The 14,176-nt window shown below is 67.8% G+C and carries 15 protein-coding genes; 9 read left to right on the top strand and 6 right to left on the bottom strand.

The window, feature by feature from the left end; translation table 11 throughout:
- The first annotated feature begins 186 nt into the window (after nucleotides 1-186).
- The 6 genes from AC1RUS_RS19885 to AC1RUS_RS19860 all read left to right on the top strand — a co-directional run bounded on the left by AC1RUS_RS19885 (nucleotide 187) and on the right by AC1RUS_RS19860 (nucleotide 5,518).
- Nucleotides 187-1,446, top strand: a complete 1,260-nt coding sequence (locus tag AC1RUS_RS19885; protein ID WP_492918316.1) for a type III PLP-dependent enzyme — start codon at nucleotides 187-189, stop codon at nucleotides 1,444-1,446.
- Between the two features lie 284 nt (nucleotides 1,447-1,730).
- A complete protein-coding gene (locus AC1RUS_RS19880; RefSeq protein ID WP_492918315.1) occupies nucleotides 1,731-2,780 on the top strand; it encodes a 1,9-bis(guanidino)-5-aza-nonane synthase in 1,050 nt (349 codons plus the stop codon).
- Between the two features lie 63 nt (nucleotides 2,781-2,843).
- Nucleotides 2,844-3,632, top strand: coding sequence for an acid phosphatase (locus AC1RUS_RS19875; protein WP_492918314.1), 789 nt, complete (start codon nucleotides 2,844-2,846; stop codon nucleotides 3,630-3,632).
- 37 nt (nucleotides 3,633-3,669) lie between these two features.
- A complete protein-coding gene (locus tag AC1RUS_RS19870; protein ID WP_492918313.1) occupies nucleotides 3,670-4,155 on the top strand; it encodes a transcriptional repressor in 486 nt (161 codons plus the stop codon).
- Nucleotides 4,156-4,197: 42 nt separating this feature from the next.
- Nucleotides 4,198-4,386, top strand: coding sequence for a hypothetical protein (locus AC1RUS_RS19865; protein WP_492918312.1), 189 nt, complete (start codon nucleotides 4,198-4,200; stop codon nucleotides 4,384-4,386).
- Between the two features lie 184 nt (nucleotides 4,387-4,570).
- On the top strand, nucleotides 4,571-5,518 hold the full coding sequence (locus tag AC1RUS_RS19860; RefSeq protein WP_492918311.1) for a thioesterase family protein: 948 nt from the start codon (nucleotides 4,571-4,573) through the stop codon (nucleotides 5,516-5,518).
- Nucleotides 5,519-5,623: 105 nt separating this feature from the next.
- Here the strand turns inward: AC1RUS_RS19860 and AC1RUS_RS19855 are convergent, their stop codons facing one another.
- Entirely contained in the window at nucleotides 5,624-6,541 is a 918-nt protein-coding gene (locus AC1RUS_RS19855) for an alpha/beta fold hydrolase (protein WP_492918310.1), read from the bottom strand.
- Between the two features lie 71 nt (nucleotides 6,542-6,612).
- On the opposite strand from AC1RUS_RS19855, the gene AC1RUS_RS19850 reads away from it, so the two are divergent.
- Nucleotides 6,613-7,047, top strand: coding sequence for a DUF488 domain-containing protein (locus AC1RUS_RS19850; RefSeq protein WP_492918309.1), 435 nt, complete (start codon nucleotides 6,613-6,615; stop codon nucleotides 7,045-7,047).
- Nucleotides 7,048-7,155: 108 nt separating this feature from the next.
- Here the strand turns inward: AC1RUS_RS19850 and AC1RUS_RS19845 are convergent, their stop codons facing one another.
- The gene (locus tag AC1RUS_RS19845; protein ID WP_492918308.1) at nucleotides 7,156-7,944 is read right to left on the bottom strand and encodes an SH3 domain-containing protein; all 789 of its coding nucleotides are present in this window, start codon (nucleotides 7,942-7,944) and stop codon (nucleotides 7,156-7,158) included.
- Between the two features lie 79 nt (nucleotides 7,945-8,023).
- Here AC1RUS_RS19845 and AC1RUS_RS19840 point away from each other — a divergent pair, with 79 nt between their 5' ends.
- Nucleotides 8,024-8,884: a crotonase/enoyl-CoA hydratase family protein gene (locus AC1RUS_RS19840; protein ID WP_492918307.1), complete on the top strand. Its 861-nt coding sequence runs from the start codon at nucleotides 8,024-8,026 to the stop codon at nucleotides 8,882-8,884.
- A 127-nt stretch (nucleotides 8,885-9,011) separates the two neighbouring features.
- On the opposite strand, the gene AC1RUS_RS19835 is transcribed toward AC1RUS_RS19840, so the two are convergent.
- The 4 genes from AC1RUS_RS19835 to AC1RUS_RS19820 all read right to left on the bottom strand — a co-directional run bounded on the left by AC1RUS_RS19835 (nucleotide 9,012) and on the right by AC1RUS_RS19820 (nucleotide 13,259).
- The gene (locus AC1RUS_RS19835) at nucleotides 9,012-10,232 is read right to left on the bottom strand and encodes a pentapeptide repeat-containing protein (RefSeq protein WP_492918306.1); all 1,221 of its coding nucleotides are present in this window, start codon (nucleotides 10,230-10,232) and stop codon (nucleotides 9,012-9,014) included.
- A gap of 138 nt (nucleotides 10,233-10,370) precedes the next feature.
- Nucleotides 10,371-11,330, bottom strand: coding sequence for a magnesium transporter CorA family protein (locus tag AC1RUS_RS19830; RefSeq protein WP_492918305.1), 960 nt, complete (start codon nucleotides 11,328-11,330; stop codon nucleotides 10,371-10,373).
- A gap of 75 nt (nucleotides 11,331-11,405) precedes the next feature.
- On the bottom strand, nucleotides 11,406-12,095 hold the full coding sequence (locus tag AC1RUS_RS19825) for a CHAP domain-containing protein (RefSeq protein WP_492918304.1): 690 nt from the start codon (nucleotides 12,093-12,095) through the stop codon (nucleotides 11,406-11,408).
- 69 nt (nucleotides 12,096-12,164) lie between these two features.
- On the bottom strand, nucleotides 12,165-13,259 hold the full coding sequence (locus AC1RUS_RS19820; RefSeq protein WP_492918303.1) for an acyltransferase family protein: 1,095 nt from the start codon (nucleotides 13,257-13,259) through the stop codon (nucleotides 12,165-12,167).
- 117 nt (nucleotides 13,260-13,376) lie between these two features.
- Between AC1RUS_RS19820 and AC1RUS_RS19815 the strand changes: the two genes are divergently transcribed.
- Nucleotides 13,377-14,171: a TerC family protein gene (locus AC1RUS_RS19815; protein ID WP_492918302.1), complete on the top strand. Its 795-nt coding sequence runs from the start codon at nucleotides 13,377-13,379 to the stop codon at nucleotides 14,169-14,171.
- Nucleotides 14,172-14,176: the final 5 nt, after the last annotated feature.

Raw genomic sequence — 14,176 nt, 5'->3', positions numbered from 1 at the left:
GCTTTGACCCGCCTTCGCAATGGATTTGTGACACCCGGTGGATCAATTCGTCTCGGCCCCGCGTTGCAAAAGGGACTTTACAGGGGGGGTCGATACCCCTATTTCGCTCGCTTCCGGCGGACCCGAAGTCCTCATAAGCGCTGCTAACGCCGGTCTGGGTTTAACTTCTGCAGGGGTCTACGTGAATTGCACACGTACCATGAACCCCTGGACCTGGTCCGTGAGCGGTCACCGGAACGTCCTGTCGCACTCGTGCGACCGGACGCGGTGTCGGTAGCGGCGCGCTGGTTCCAGGCTGAATTCAAAGGCGATGTCTTTTACGCGGTGAAGGCCAATCCTTCGCCGTGGGTGATCCGTGAACTGGTGCAAGCCGGCGTGCGGTCGTTCGACGTCGCCTCCCTCAACGAGATCGAGCTCGTCGCCGAGCATGCCCCGGGCTCGCGCCTGGCCTTCATGCACCCGGTCAAGAGCCGCGTGGCGATCTCGGCCGCCTATTTCGATCACGGCGTGCGGACGTTCTCGTTCGACACCCACGAAGAGCTGGCCAAGATCCTCGACGCGACCGGCAACGCCAAGGACCTCAATCTGATCGTCCGCATGGGCGTGCAGGCCGAGGGCGCGGCCTACAGCCTGTCGGGCAAGTTCGGCGTCGAGAGCCACAATGCTCCGGCCCTGCTGCTGGCCGCCCGCCGCGCCACCCAGGACCTGATGGGCGTGTCGTTCCACGTCGGCAGCCAGTGCATGCGCCCGACGGCGTACCAAGCCGCGATGGCCCAGGCCTCGCGGGCCCTGGTGCGCGCCGGCGTGCTGGCCGATGTCGTCGACGTCGGCGGCGGCTTCCCGTCGATCTATCCGGGCATGGCCCCGCCGGAACTCTCCGAGTACCTGGCGGCCATCGACCGCGGCTTCTCCGAGATGATGGTTCACGAGACGACCGAGCTGTGGTGCGAACCCGGCCGGGCCCTGGTGGCCGAGGCCTCGTCGCTGCTGGTCAAGGTGGAGCTGAAGAAGGGCGACGCGCTGTATCTGAACGACGGCTCGTACGGCTCGCTGTTCGACGCGGCCCACATGAAGTGGCCGTTCCCGGTGAAGCTGTACCGCAAGAACGGCGAAGTGGTGGAAGAGGGCCTGCGCCCGTTCCGCTTCTATGGCCCGACCTGCGACAGCGTCGACCACATGCCCGGCCCGTTCTACCTGCCGGAAAGCGTGGACGAGGGCGACTATATCGAGATCGGCATGCTGGGCGCCTATGGCGTGGCGATGTCGACACGCTTCAACGGCTTTGGCGAGACCGACACCGTCGAGGTGCAGGACGCGCCGATGGCCTCGATGTACGGCTTGGCCAAGCGCTCGATCCCGACCCACAAGCCGGAATCGGAAGAGCGCAAGGTTGTCCGCTTCTCGCGTCCGAAAGGCGCGGCCGGCAAGCGCAAGCGCCGTCGCTGATTGAGATCCGCCGTGCGTCCTTCGAGGCTCGCCGGCGGCTCGCACCTCAGGATGAGGACATCTGTACTGACGTCCTCATCCTGAGGCGCCTGCGCAGCAGGCCTCGAAGGACGCACGACGCGAAATCGTCACTAAGCGCCGTGACAAATCTGAGTTAAACCGCGCGCCGCATCCCCCGCTCGGGCGTTGGGATACGAACCGCATTTCCGCTTTCCGCCGGTCGCTCCGTCCCGGCGAAGAGTTGCTTTCAACGACGGGCGTCCAAAGTCAGGGAAACCGAAGCGATGAACGCTCCCGTTCCGAACACCAAAGCCGAACTGCTGCAAAACGTCGTCGAACACATCGACATCACCTCGTTCGACGCGCGTCCGATCATCGACGCCATGCGCAAGATGTCGTTCTCGAGCCGCGACACCGCCCGCGCCGCCGACATCTTCAACATGGCGCTGACCGACCAGAACTGCTCGCCGTGGCTGATCCTGGCCGGCTCGACCTCGGCCGGCGGCTGCATGCACGTCTACCGCGACATGGTGAAGAACGGCATGATCGACGCCGTGGTCGCCACCGGCGCGTCGATCGTCGACATGGATTTCTTCGAAGCCCTGGGCTTCAAGCACTATCAGGCCGCCGGCCCGGTCGACGACAACGTGCTGCGCGACAACTACATCGACCGCATCTACGACACCTATATCGACGAGGAAGAGCTCCAGAACTGCGATCACACGATCCTGGAGATCTGCAATCGCCTGGAGCCGCGCGCCTATTCCTCGCGCGAGTTCATCTGGGAGATGGGCAAGTGGCTGAGCGAAGGCAACGCCAAGAAGCCCGGCTCGCTGATCCAGACCGCCTATGAAGAAGGCGTGCCGATCTTCTGCCCGGCCTTCGTCGACAGCTCGGCCGGCTTCGGCCTGGTCAAGCACCAGAAGGAGCGCATCGCCGCCAAGCAGCCCTATCTGATGATCGACGCGGTCGCCGACTTCCGCGAACTGACCGACATCAAGATCGCGGCCGGCACCACGGGCCTGTTCATGGTCGGCGGCGGCGTTCCCAAGAACTTCGCCCAGGACACCGTCGTCTGCGCCGAGATCCTCGGCGTCGAGGCCGACATGCACAAGTACGCGATCCAGATCACCGTGGCCGACGTCCGCGACGGCGCCTGTTCGTCGTCGACGCTGAAGGAAGCCGCCTCGTGGGGCAAGGTGAACACCACCCACGAGCAGATGGTCTTCGCCGAAGCCACCACCGTGGTGCCGCTGATCGCCTCGGACGCCTATCACCGCGAAGCCTGGAAGGGCCGCGAGAAGCCGCGCTGGAACAAGCTGTTCGGCAAGTAGGCTTGATACGGCCACGCTGAGAATGCAGGGTCCTCCGAACCACCGTTCGGGGGACCTTTTGCTATGCGTTTCAAGCTTGCCCTGGCCGCCGGCGCGGCCCTGCTGATCGGTTGCGGAAGCCTGGCCCTGGCCCGGCAGGATGCGCCCGCCCCGAAGGGCTACCTTGCCGCCGGCGTGCTGGACACCGCCAAGGTGCTGCCGCCTGCTCCAGCCGACGGCTCGGTCATCGCACAGGCCGACCGCAAGTTCTTCCTGGACACCCGCAAGCTGAAGGACACGCCGCGCTGGGCCCTGGCCCAGAACGACGTCGACGAAAAGGCCATCCTGGCGGACTACAGCTGCGCCCTGGGCCTGACGCCCACGCCCCAGACCACGCCGAAGCTGGTCGGACTGCTGCTGAAGATCCGCTACGACGTCGGCGCGGCGGTCAACGGCCCCAAGGATCTCTACAAGCGCAAGCGGCCTTATCTGGTCGATGAGGGTCCGATCTGCGTCGACAAGACCGTCGGCCTGGCCGCCAGCCCCGACTATCCGTCGGGCCATTCGACCTGGGGCTGGACCGTGGGCCTGATCCTGGCAGAGGCCTCGCCCGAGACCGCCACGCCGGTCCTGGCCCGCGCCCGGGCGTTCGGCGAAAGCCGTCTGGTCTGCGGCGTGCACAACCAGAGCTCGGTGATGGCCGGCGAGATGAACGCCGCCAGCCTGGTCGCCGCCCTGCACCGCTCGGCCGCCTTCCGCGCGGACGTCGATGCGATCCGGACAGAACTGGCCGCCGCGCGCGTCGCGGGACCGGCGCCGGACAAGGCCCGCTGCGACGCCGAGGCGGCTCTGGTGGCTCAACCGCTGCTCTGAGCTTGCGGGAGGGGCCCCGCCCCTCTACCTCTTGGCCATGGCCCATCACGCCGCTTGCGATCACGATCACGACCACAACGGCGTCGCCGGCTCCGCTCTCGCGGCAGAACTGGAGGCCGCCGAGGCGCGCTGCGTCGCGTCCGAACAGCGCCTGACCGCGCCGCGCCGCCGGGTGCTGGAGCTGCTGCTGCAGGCCGGCCAGCCGGTGAAGGCCTATGACCTGATCGCCACCTTCGGGGGCGAGGGGCCGCCCGCGAAACCGCCCACCGTCTACCGGGCCCTGGAGTTCCTCGAAAAGCAGGGCTTCGCCCACCGCATCGAGAGCCTCAACGCCTATGTCGCCTGCCGCAAGGAGGCCGACGGCCACGCCGCCGCCTTCCTGATCTGCGACTGCTGCGGCGTGACCCGCGAGATCGAGCCCAAGGCCAGCGCCGAGATCATCGCCGCCGGCGAACTGGCCGGCTACGCGTTGACGGCGGTGACGATCGAGGCGCACGGGCTGTGCGCCGATTGCCGGAACTAGGCCTCGTACGGATCGGTTCCTCCTGAACACAGGAGATCCGACATGGTCGATAAACCCAATACCGAAGGCCGCCGCGCCAACGACGCCGAGCCCTTGGGCGAAGCCACGGCCCTGGGCGGCAAGGACAAGGTCCAGAAGACCGGCGAGCGCTCGCAAAAGGCGGCGGGCCCTGATGGCGGCGACGCGACCGAAGTCGGCGACACCTTCAAGCAGTCGCCCGGCAAGCACTAGCTAGCCAACAAAACTTGTCATCCCGGCCGCAGCAAAGCGGAGAGCCGGGACCGCCGGAAACGCGGCGCTTGTTGCGGTCCCGGGTCTGCGCTGCGCTTCGCCCGGGATGACAGGGTTGGGCGATTGCGCGGTTCGCACGAACCCCGCTACCCTCAAACGTCCGTTCACTTCCCGAGACCCGCCCATGACGACCGCTGCCCCCCTCCCCGGCGTCGAGATCTGGCGCGGGGGCGTCAATACCTGGGACTGCGACGAGATGGGGCACATGAACGTGCGCCACTACATCGTCCGCGCCATGGAGGGTCTAGCGGGCCTAGCCGCCGAACTGGGTCTGCCCCACGCTTTCACGCCCTACGCCAACGCTACCCTGCTGGTGAAGGACCACCACATCCGCTTCCTGCGCGAGGCCCACGCCGGCGCGACCCTTCACATGCTGGGCGGGGTGATCGAGATCAGCGACACCGAGGCCAAGCTGCTGCAGCTGCTGGTGCACTCGGCCACCGGCGAGCTGGCGGCGACCTTCCAGACCACAGTGGTTCACGCCACCCCGCGCGAGGGCGAGGTCTTTCCCTGGCCGAAGGTGACCCTGGAGCGGGCCCAGGCCCTGAAGGTCGAGATCCCGGAAAAGGCCCAGGCCCGTAGCCTGGACCTGTCTCCCTTCACGCCCACGGCCAGCCTGGAGCGCGCCAACGCCCTGGGCTTGCAACGGATCGGCCTGGGGGCCCTGTCGCCGACCGAATGCGACGTCTTTGGCCGCATGCGGGCCGAGCAGTTCATCGGCCGGGTGTCGGACGGCATCGGCAGCTTCATCGGCCCGTTCCGCGACCTGGTGGTCGAGCACGCTGACTATGCTCCCGCGCGGACCGGCGGAGCGGTGCTGGAATATCGCATCGCCTACCTGGCCTGGCCGCGGACCGGCGACCGCGTCGAGATCCGTTCGGGCCTGGTCGGCAGCGATCCGCGCACCATGCGGGTGGTCCACTGGATGCTCGACCCCGCCACGGGCCAGCCCTGGGGAACCTCCGAAGCCGTCGCCATCACCTTCGACCTCGACGCCCGCAAGGCCGTGCCGGTCACCCCGGCGGCCCAGGCGGCGCTGAAGGCCCATGCGGTGGAGGGGTTGGCTTTGTAATCTGTCATCCCGGCCAAGCGCGAAGCGCGCCGAGCCGGGACCTCCGGAAGCTCTGAGCCTGTTGCGATCCCGGATCTGCGCTGCGCTTGTCCGGGATGACAGGTTTTAACGGCGCCGCGCCGCCATCTCAAAGATCGCCTCGCGGGCCAGGTCCGGGCGTTCCATCGGCAGGAAGTGGCTGGTTCCGGGAACCGTCTCGACGACCACGTCCTGACCCCGTCGCGCAAAGCCGCGGGCGCCGTCGGCGACCCGGCAGGTCGAGCCGCGCTCGGCCTTCAGAATCCGCACCGGCGCGGTCACCCGGCGGACGGCCCGCCAGGGATCGTGGCCCTGGGCCGAATAGTTCGAGGCCTCCCAGGCCGGGGCGCAGGCCAGCTCGACCTTGCCGTCGTCGCGATCGACGAAGCCGCCGTCGACATAGTCGGCCAGCATGACCTCGGGCCAGGTCTTGAAGGCGCCGCGCCCGGCATAGGCGGCGACGGCGGCCTCGCGGTCGTCGAAGACCGCGCGGCGGCGCAGGGCGGCCTGGACCATCGGCAGCCTCTTCCACAGCGCGCCCGAGGTCCAAGGCGCCTGGGCGTACAGCACCGCCAGGCGCGGCATGATCACGGGATCCAGCAGGACCAGGCCGCGAACCCTGTCGGGCAGGGCGGCGGCCGTCAGCAGGCTGACCGTGCCGCCCATCGAATGGCCGGCCAGCACCACGGGTGGGCCGTCCAGCGCCTTGAGCAGGGCGACGAGGTCGTCGCGCAGGTCGAGCCATGAGCGCCGGCCGTCGGGCTGGGCGGCCAGGGTCGTGGCGCCGTGGCCGCGCTGATCAACGGCCAGGATGCGCAGGCCAGCCGCCAGCGGGGCCAGCAGGGTGTTGTAGGTGCGGGCGTTGAAGCCGTTGGCGTGGACGAAGACCACGTCGATGGCCCGGTCCTGAGGGCCGAACTCCAGGCCCGCCACCTCGCCGGACCCGGCCGGGCTGTCGATGGCGATCAGGCGTCGCCGGGGTTCTCGGAAAACGGCCGCGTCCATCGACAGGGCTCCTTTTGCGGCTCGGGCGTTAAGGTAGGCCCGCGACCCGCCGACGTCCAATGGAGCCTTCGATGAATCGTCTCGCCACGATCGGCTATCAGAGCGACACCGTCGACGGCGTGATCAGCCGGCTCAAGGCCGCCGACGTCGAGCTGGTGGTGGACGTCCGCGCCGTGGCCGCCTCGCGCCGGGCCGGGTTCTCCAAGACCATCCTGTCGAGCAGCCTGAACGCCGCCGGAGTCGACTATCTGCACCTGCGCGCGTTGGGCACGCCCAAGGCCGGGCGGGACGCCGCCAAGGCGGGCCGCGCCGCCGAGATGGCCGAGATCTTCGCGGTCCACATGGAGGAGCCGGCCTCGCAGCTGGCCCTGGCCGAAGCCGTCGAGCTGACCAGCAAACGGCGGATCGCCCTGCTCTGCTACGAGGACGACCCGGCCTGCTGCCACCGCACGATCCTGGCGGACGAGATTCGGCAGCGGCTGAAGTGCGAGGTGGTGAACCTGTAAATTCAGTTGCCATCCCGGGCGTAGCGCAGCGAAGACCCGGGACCACGGCAAACTCGGAGCTTCCCGCGGTCCCGGCTCGGCGCTTCGCTTGGCCGGGATGACAGCGTCTTAAGCCTGGGTCAGCTGCCACTCGCCGCGGTTGTCGCGACAGGCGCTGTAGCGCTCGGCGGCCGGGCGCTGGCCCGAGGTCGAGACCGAGGCGTCGATCACGCGGCACGAGGCGGCGGCCACCTGCACGGGGCGCACCAGCGAGGGCGAGACATAGCCGACGCCGTAGCCGTTCTGGCCGACCAGGATCCAGCCGCCGTTCGGGGCCGCGCCCAGGGCGTCGAAGGTCTGGCCGGCGGCCAGCTTGCCCACCACCTTGCCCTTGGTCGACGGCGAGGCGCGCAGGTTCACCGTGCCGCTGGCGGCGTACTGGCCGCCCAGGGCGTCGTAGCTGGGCAGGCTGGAAACGCCCGAGGCGAAGCGCAGGCTGCGGCTGTCGACCGGCGGGCCGTAGCTGGACGAGACCACGTCGATGCGGCCCGAGGCGCCGGTGCGCTTGTTGTACCAGGTCTGGGGCTGGCCGGTTTCCAGGGCGGTCTTGGTGGCCTGTTGGGCCAGGGCGGTGTCGGTCGACTGCATGCGGCAGCCGATGTACGAGCCCGCCGCCGCGCCAGCGGCCGCGCCGACCAGGGCGCCGAGGGTCTTTTCGTTCTTCGAGACCTTGCTGCCGAGGAAGGCGCCGGCGGCCGCGCCGATCAGGGCTCCGCCTTCCTGCTTCTTGCCCGAGCCCTCGCACGAGAACAGGCTGCCCAGGCCCTTGGACTGGGCCATGGCGGGAACGGGAGCGGCGGCGCCGGCGGCGATCATGGCGGCGATGGCCAGGCCGGCGGGGAGTTGGGTCATCTTCATGTGGGTCTTCCCTAGAGGCAGTGTTGGCGCCGCGTCCCGTCCGCGAGATAGTCCCTGATCAACGATAAGGGAGGACGGCATGAGCATCCACGAACAGGTGGACTATAGCTGTTTCAAGGTCGAGATCGAGGCTGGCGTCGCGCACATCCAGCTGAAACGTCCCGACGCCATGAACACTATGACACGGGCGTTCTGGAATGAGCTTCCCGCAATTGTGAAACATATTGACGACAACGCCCTGGCCCGCTGCATCGTCATCAGCTCGACGGGCAAACACTTCTCGGCCGGCATGGAGCTCTCGGTGTTCACCGACGGCGAAGGCGTCACCGAGGAGCGCAGCGGCGACCGTCACGTGGCCGGCGAGAGCTTCCGCCGCTACGTCCATCACCTGCAGGACACCTTCAGCTGCCTGGACAAGGCCCGCATGCCGGTGATTGTCGCCATCCAGGGCGGCTGCATCGGCGGGGCGGTCGACTTCGTCAGCGCCTGCGACATCCGCTACGCCACGGCCGACAGCTTCTTCTGCATCCAGGAGATCAATATCGGCATGACCGCCGACGTCGGCACCTTCCCGCGCCTGTGCAAGCTGATCCCCGAGGGCTGGGTGCGCGAGCTGGCCTATACCGGCCGTCGCCTGCCCGCCGCCAAGGCCCTGGCCATCGGCCTGGTCAACGAGCTGTTCGACAGCCACGAGGCCGTGGTCGCCCACGCCCTGGCGACCGCCCGCGAGATCGCCGAGAAGTCGCCCCTGGCCGTGGCCGGCAGCAAGGTGATGATCAACTACGCCCGCGACCACACCATCGCCGACGGCCTGGACTATATCGCCACCTGGCAGACGGGGATGTTTGCGGGCTCGCACATGGCCGAGGCCTTCACGGCCAAGCAGGAAAAGCGGCCGACCAACTTCCCGGACCTGCTGCCGTTGAAGAAGCGGATGTAGGGGAGCGCTATAGATCCTCCCCCTTTGGGGGGGAGGTGGCCCGGAGGGCCGGAGGGGGTCCTCTCCGGTCCATGCCGTTGAGGACCCCCTCAGTCGCTCCGCGACAGCTCCCCCACAGGGGGAGCATCTATTGAGCCGGCAGCTCCGCGCCCTTCAGGTCGCAGCCTTCGAGCTTGGCCCGCGTCAGGTCGGCTTCGAGGAAGCGGGCGCGGGGGGCGCTGGCGCCGGTCAGGTTGGCGCCGCGCAGCACGGCGCGGGTCAGGTCGGCGCGGATGAAGCGGTCTTCGGCGATCTTCAGCGGGCCCAGCTTGGCGCCCGACAGGTCGGCCTTGGACAGCTGGGCCCCGACCAGGCGCGCCCCGCGCAGGTCGGCGTTCTTCAGCTTCACGCCGCGCAGGTCGGCGCCGGACAGATTGGCGCCCTGCAGCTGCACGCCTTCCAGGTCCATGCCGAAGAAGATCGCGCCCGGGGCCGACAGGCCGCTGAGCCGGCGGTTCTTCAGACGCTTGAGCGGGCGGAAATCGACCGAGTCGACCTTGGCGATCGCGCCGTCGCGGCCGTCGGACTTGCAGAAGGCCTCGTGGGCTTCCAGCACCTCGTTCAGCGGCAGGTCGTCGACATAGATGATCGGCGGCGGCGCGCGCAGCACCTCGGTCATGTCGGCGTCTTCGAGATTGGCGCCCGAGAGATCGGCCCCGACCAGCACGGCGCGCCGCAGCGAGACCTTGGCCATGTCGGCGTTGTGCAGGTTGGCGCCGGACAGGTCCGCGCCGTCCATGCGGGCGTTGGCCAGCTTGGCGCCCTGCAGCGACACGCCGGTCAGGTCGGCGTCAGTGAAGTCGGCGGCCTGGGCGAAGGCGCCCGACATCTGCGCGCCGGCCAGCTTGGCCCCGTTCAGAAGGGCGTAGTCCAGTTCGCCCGGGCGTTTCTTGTGCTCGAGGATCCGCAAGCCCTTGGTGTCGTCCTGCACGGCGGTGACGCCCTCGCGCAGGTCGCAGCCCGACAGGTCCGCGCCCGACAGGTTGGCCCCGCGCAGACAGGCGCCGCGCATGTCCGCGCGGGTCAGGTCGGCGTCGCGCAGATCGGCGTCGCGCAGGTCGGCCCCGTACAGGGTGGCGCGGTTCAGCTTGACCCGGGCCATCAGCGCCCCGCCCAGCAGCGCGCCGGTCAGGTCGGCTTCCGAGAGATCGACGCCCTCGAAGTTGTAGTTGTTGAGGTTCACATAGGCGAAGTTGGCCCGCTGGCCCTTGGGCAGACCCTTCAGGAACCGCGCATGGCCCTCCAGCACCGCCTTGATGGCGGTGTGGTGCAGCATGCGGATCAGACTGGGTTTCGCGGCGGCGGACATTAGAGAGAAGTGGAGCCCCTTCGTAGCGACGGAGCCTCGCACGGCAGCTTTAAGGAAAGGTTCAGACCTGCCTGAAAAGTGAGCGAAACCTGGGGTTTGCGATGTTACCGATACCCCGCGAGCCGTTTGCGGCCGCGCCTACAACCAGCCCTTACGCTTGAACCAAAGCAGCGGTCCGACGGCGGCGACCAGCATCAGGCCGAGCGCCATCGGATAGCCCTCCATCCAGCGCAGTTCGGGCATGTGCTCGAAGTTCATGCCGTAGATCCCCGCGATCAAGGTGGGCGGCAGGAACATGGCCGAGAACACCGAGAAGATCTTGAAGATCGAGTTCTGCTCGATGTTGATCAGGCCCAGGGCCGCGTCGAGCAGGAAGGTGATGTTGCCCGACACGTAGCTGGAGTGGTCGGTGATCGACTGGACGTCGCGCTGCAGGGACTTGAGGTGGTCGCGCAGGTCGCGGTCGCCCTCGAACTGCTCGGCCAGGGAGGCGAACGACAGCAGGCGCGCCAGGCTGACCAGGCTGTCGCGGGCCTTGGAATTGACGTTCTGGGCCCGGCCCAGCTTGTTGAGGATCTGTTCGAACGCCCCGCCGCGCGGACGGCTGAAGATGGCCCGCGACTGAGCCTCGACCTCGCCGGCCGTGCGCTCGAGGATGTCGGCGGTGCGGTCGACGATGGCGTCCAGCAGGCCCAGGAAGGTCTGGGGCCCGTTGGGGCACAGGCTGGGCTGGCGCTCGGCCTGGGCGGCGAACACCGAGAAGGCGCGCGGCTCGACATAGCGGATGGTCACCAGCCGCTGGCCGGTCAGCACGAAGGTCACCGGCGCGGCCGTGGGCAGGTCGCCGTCGGCGTTGACCAGGATGGTGGCGGTCATGAAGGTGCCGCCGTCCTCCTGGTAGAGGCGCGAGGAGGCCTCGATCTCGGCCATCTCCTCGCGGGTGGGCAGCAGCAGGCCGATCGACTGCTCGACGGCGACTTCCTCGGCGCGGGTGGGGTCGACCAGCTCGATCCAGACCGCGTCGGCGGGCAGGCGCCAGTCGGGTCCGGAATAGCCGGTCTCGAAGCCGGGAGCGCCGTGGCGCAAAACTCTCAGCATGGGTCGGCGAGCCTCGTCACACGCCGGGCATGACGCAGCCGGAGCTTGCCGTCAACTTGACGAATGCGACGCGGCTTAGCGCGGCGGGTTCTGCTTGTTGTCGTCCGACGAGGTCGCGGCCGCGATCAGGGCGGCGATGCGGTCGGTCGAGTCGGCGGCCTGGCTGATGATGTCCAGCGGCGAGGCGCGGACCGAGGCGGCGACCTGGTTGGCGGCCTGCTTGGCCAGCGAGACGGCGGCGTCTTGCGCCAGGGCGATCTTGCTGGTGGTGGCGGCGATCTTGGTCGCCTGGGCGTTCTGGTAGATGAAGCCGTTGGTCGGGTAGACGGTGGTGCCGAGATCGCGGATCGGATCGTACCAGACCTTCACCTGGCTCCAGTTGCCCTCGGGCGAGACGTCGACGACGGTGACGTCCTGTTCGATCTGGCCGCGATCGCCCTCGATGATCGACCAGTTGGCGTGGGTGACCTGGATGACGCGGTCGGTCAGGACCTGGGAGACGAAGGCGACGTGACCGAGGGTCATGCGGCCGGTGGGCTTGAAGCAGAGGACGGCGCCGGCCTTGGGCACGAAACCGGTCTCGTACTTGCCGACCGCCTGGGACCACCAGGTGCGGGCGTCGCCGAAGATCTGGATGCCCGACATCAGACGCGCGAACGGAACGCACTGCCAGTACCCGTCAGCCACCGCGCCGGACATCGGCAGCAGGCTGATCATGGCGGCGGCGGCGATGGAACCCCACAGGGTCCTCGTCCGTTTCGTCATGCTGTGGGTACTCCCCCGTTACTGGGCGTAAGGGATAACCCTGCCAGCCAGATGTGAAAAGAGTGTTTCTTAGGCGCCGGCCGCGACCGGTCGTCGCGCTTCCCAGGCCTTGGCCCAAGACTTCATGCGCTCGCGGGCAGGTTTCTCGATCAGATGATACGAGGCCGATGAAAGTGGGACCAGAGCGCAGACAATCGCGATCCAGACGATCAGCGGCAGCTTGTCATCCTCGATATGGAGAAGCTTTGTCGCTGCATTGACGGCGATGATCTTCCACGGGATGCAGATCATGTAGGTCGAATAGCTGATCTCTCCCAGATAGACGAAGAGACTTTGAGCGCCGAACTTCGAGCCGCTCGAGGCGAGGGTCGCCAGGGCCAGGATCAGGCCGCCCAGGGCCATGACGATGACCGAGTCATAGGCGCCAAGCTGCACCGTAGCGAGCACCACCAGTGTCGCCGCCGCCAGGCCCGGCGCGGCGACTCGGCCGGGAACCCCGCCCGACCGCCACAGGGCGTGCAGGGCGCAGCCATAGGCGAAGCACGGCACGATGCGCAGCGCGCCCCACTTGATCGTCGCCTCGGTCAGCGGGAAGCCGGCCAGCGCCTGGAAGGCCGGATAGAGGACGGCGATCAGGGCCAGGGCCAGGCCCACGGCCAGGAACGGCCGCTGGCGCAGCGACCAGGCGGCGAAGGCGAAGACCGGGAAGGTCAGATAGGCGAACCACTCGGCCGAGATCGACCACGAGGCGTGGTTCCAGCCCGACACCGGGGCCAGGCCCCAGGCGTGCAGCAGCACCAGGTTGGCCGGCAGGGCCTCCCAGGAGACGATGTTGTGGCCGACGGTGATGCCGGCCAGGCCCGCCGCGGCGGCCATCAGGCCCACGCCCAGCAGGGTGGCCAGGTGCAGCGGATAGACCCGCGCCAGCCGGTTCCACAGGAAGTCGCCATAGCGGAACCGCCCCTGGCCAAACCCCTGCAGATAGACGTGGCAGAGGATGAAGCCCGACAGGGTGAAGAAGGCCTCGACGCCCAGATAGCCCTTGGTCGCCACGGCCGGCGTGAAGCCGACGGCGAGATTGGGCCAGTAGTGGAACAGCACGACCCAGAAGGCCGCGAAGAACCGCAACGCGGTCAGGGACTTGATATTGGCGGCGTCGGGCATATTTCCAGTCCAGTTTGGCGAAGCCTGGGGGCTTCCGTCGCGTTCCTTGCATGGACGTGGCTCACTTGAGGGGGTGGGCCGAGGCGCGTTTTCCAAACAGAACATTAGAACCGGACGATGAACGAACTCCTTAGCCTCGCCATGGACCCCGCAGCCTGGCTCGCCCTCGTGACGCTCGTCGTCATGGAGGTCGTGCTCGGCATCGACAATCTGGTCTTCATCTCGATCCTGTCGAACAAGCTGCCGCCCGAGCATCGACAGCGGGTGCGCCGCATCGGCATCTCGCTGGCCCTGATCATGCGTCTGGTGCTGCTGTCGACCATCGCCTTCATCGTCGGCCTGACGGCGCCGGTGTTCAATCTGGGCCTGGTCGGTCCGCTGGGCGCGCATGGCGAGCCCTCGTTCGAGACCGCCTTCTCGTGGCGCGACCTGATCCTGCTGGCCGGCGGCCTGTTCCTGATCTGGAAGGCCACCAAGGAAATCCACCACTCGGTGGACACCAAGCAGCAAAGCCACGACGTCCTGGACAAGACCGGCGCGGTGATCTCCAACGTCGGCGCGGCGATCTTCCAGATCATCCTGCTGGACCTGGTGTTCTCGATCGACTCGATCCTGACCGCCGTAGGCATGACTGACCATCTGCCGGTCATGATCATCGCGGTCATCATCGCCGTGGCGGTGATGCTGCTAGCCTCGGACCCGCTGGCCAACTTCATCAACGACAACCCGACGGTCGTGATGCTCGCCCTGGGTTTCCTGCTGATGATCGGCACTGTACTGATCGCCGAAGCCTTCGGCATGCACGTGCCCAAGGGCTATATCTATACGGCCATGGCCTTCTCGGCCGGGGTCGAGGGTCTCAACATGCTGTCGCGAAAATCGGCGGCCAAGAAGGGTGACGGCGACCACTAAAGGGT

The organism is Caulobacter sp. GW821-FHT10F06 (assembly GCF_058809215.1).
This window is presented reverse-complemented; position numbering and strand designations above follow the sequence as displayed.

What these genes read in the sequence shown, in the direction of transcription:
- AC1RUS_RS19880 (WP_492918315.1), top strand. Translation starts at nt 1,731, where the DNA reads ATGAACGCTCCCGTTCCGAACACCAAAGCCGAACTGCTGCAAAACGTC.
- AC1RUS_RS19825 (WP_492918304.1), bottom strand. Translation starts at nt 12,095, where the DNA reads ATGACGAAACGGACGAGGACCCTGTGGGGTTCCATCGCCGCCGCCGCC.
- AC1RUS_RS19820 (WP_492918303.1), bottom strand. Translation starts at nt 13,259, where the DNA reads ATGCCCGACGCCGCCAATATCAAGTCCCTGACCGCGTTGCGGTTCTTC.
- AC1RUS_RS19870 (WP_492918313.1), top strand. Translation starts at nt 3,670, where the DNA reads ATGGCCCATCACGCCGCTTGCGATCACGATCACGACCACAACGGCGTC.
- AC1RUS_RS19815 (WP_492918302.1), top strand. Translation starts at nt 13,377, where the DNA reads ATGAACGAACTCCTTAGCCTCGCCATGGACCCCGCAGCCTGGCTCGCC.
- AC1RUS_RS19875 (WP_492918314.1), top strand. Translation starts at nt 2,844, where the DNA reads ATGCGTTTCAAGCTTGCCCTGGCCGCCGGCGCGGCCCTGCTGATCGGT.
- AC1RUS_RS19835 (WP_492918306.1), bottom strand. Translation starts at nt 10,232, where the DNA reads ATGTCCGCCGCCGCGAAACCCAGTCTGATCCGCATGCTGCACCACACC.
- AC1RUS_RS19845 (WP_492918308.1), bottom strand. Translation starts at nt 7,944, where the DNA reads ATGAAGATGACCCAACTCCCCGCCGGCCTGGCCATCGCCGCCATGATC.
- AC1RUS_RS19865 (WP_492918312.1), top strand. Translation starts at nt 4,198, where the DNA reads ATGGTCGATAAACCCAATACCGAAGGCCGCCGCGCCAACGACGCCGAG.
- AC1RUS_RS19860 (WP_492918311.1), top strand. Translation starts at nt 4,571, where the DNA reads ATGACGACCGCTGCCCCCCTCCCCGGCGTCGAGATCTGGCGCGGGGGC.
- AC1RUS_RS19840 (WP_492918307.1), top strand. Translation starts at nt 8,024, where the DNA reads ATGAGCATCCACGAACAGGTGGACTATAGCTGTTTCAAGGTCGAGATC.
- AC1RUS_RS19855 (WP_492918310.1), bottom strand. Translation starts at nt 6,541, where the DNA reads ATGGACGCGGCCGTTTTCCGAGAACCCCGGCGACGCCTGATCGCCATC.
- AC1RUS_RS19830 (WP_492918305.1), bottom strand. Translation starts at nt 11,330, where the DNA reads ATGCTGAGAGTTTTGCGCCACGGCGCTCCCGGCTTCGAGACCGGCTAT.
- AC1RUS_RS19850 (WP_492918309.1), top strand. Translation starts at nt 6,613, where the DNA reads ATGAATCGTCTCGCCACGATCGGCTATCAGAGCGACACCGTCGACGGC.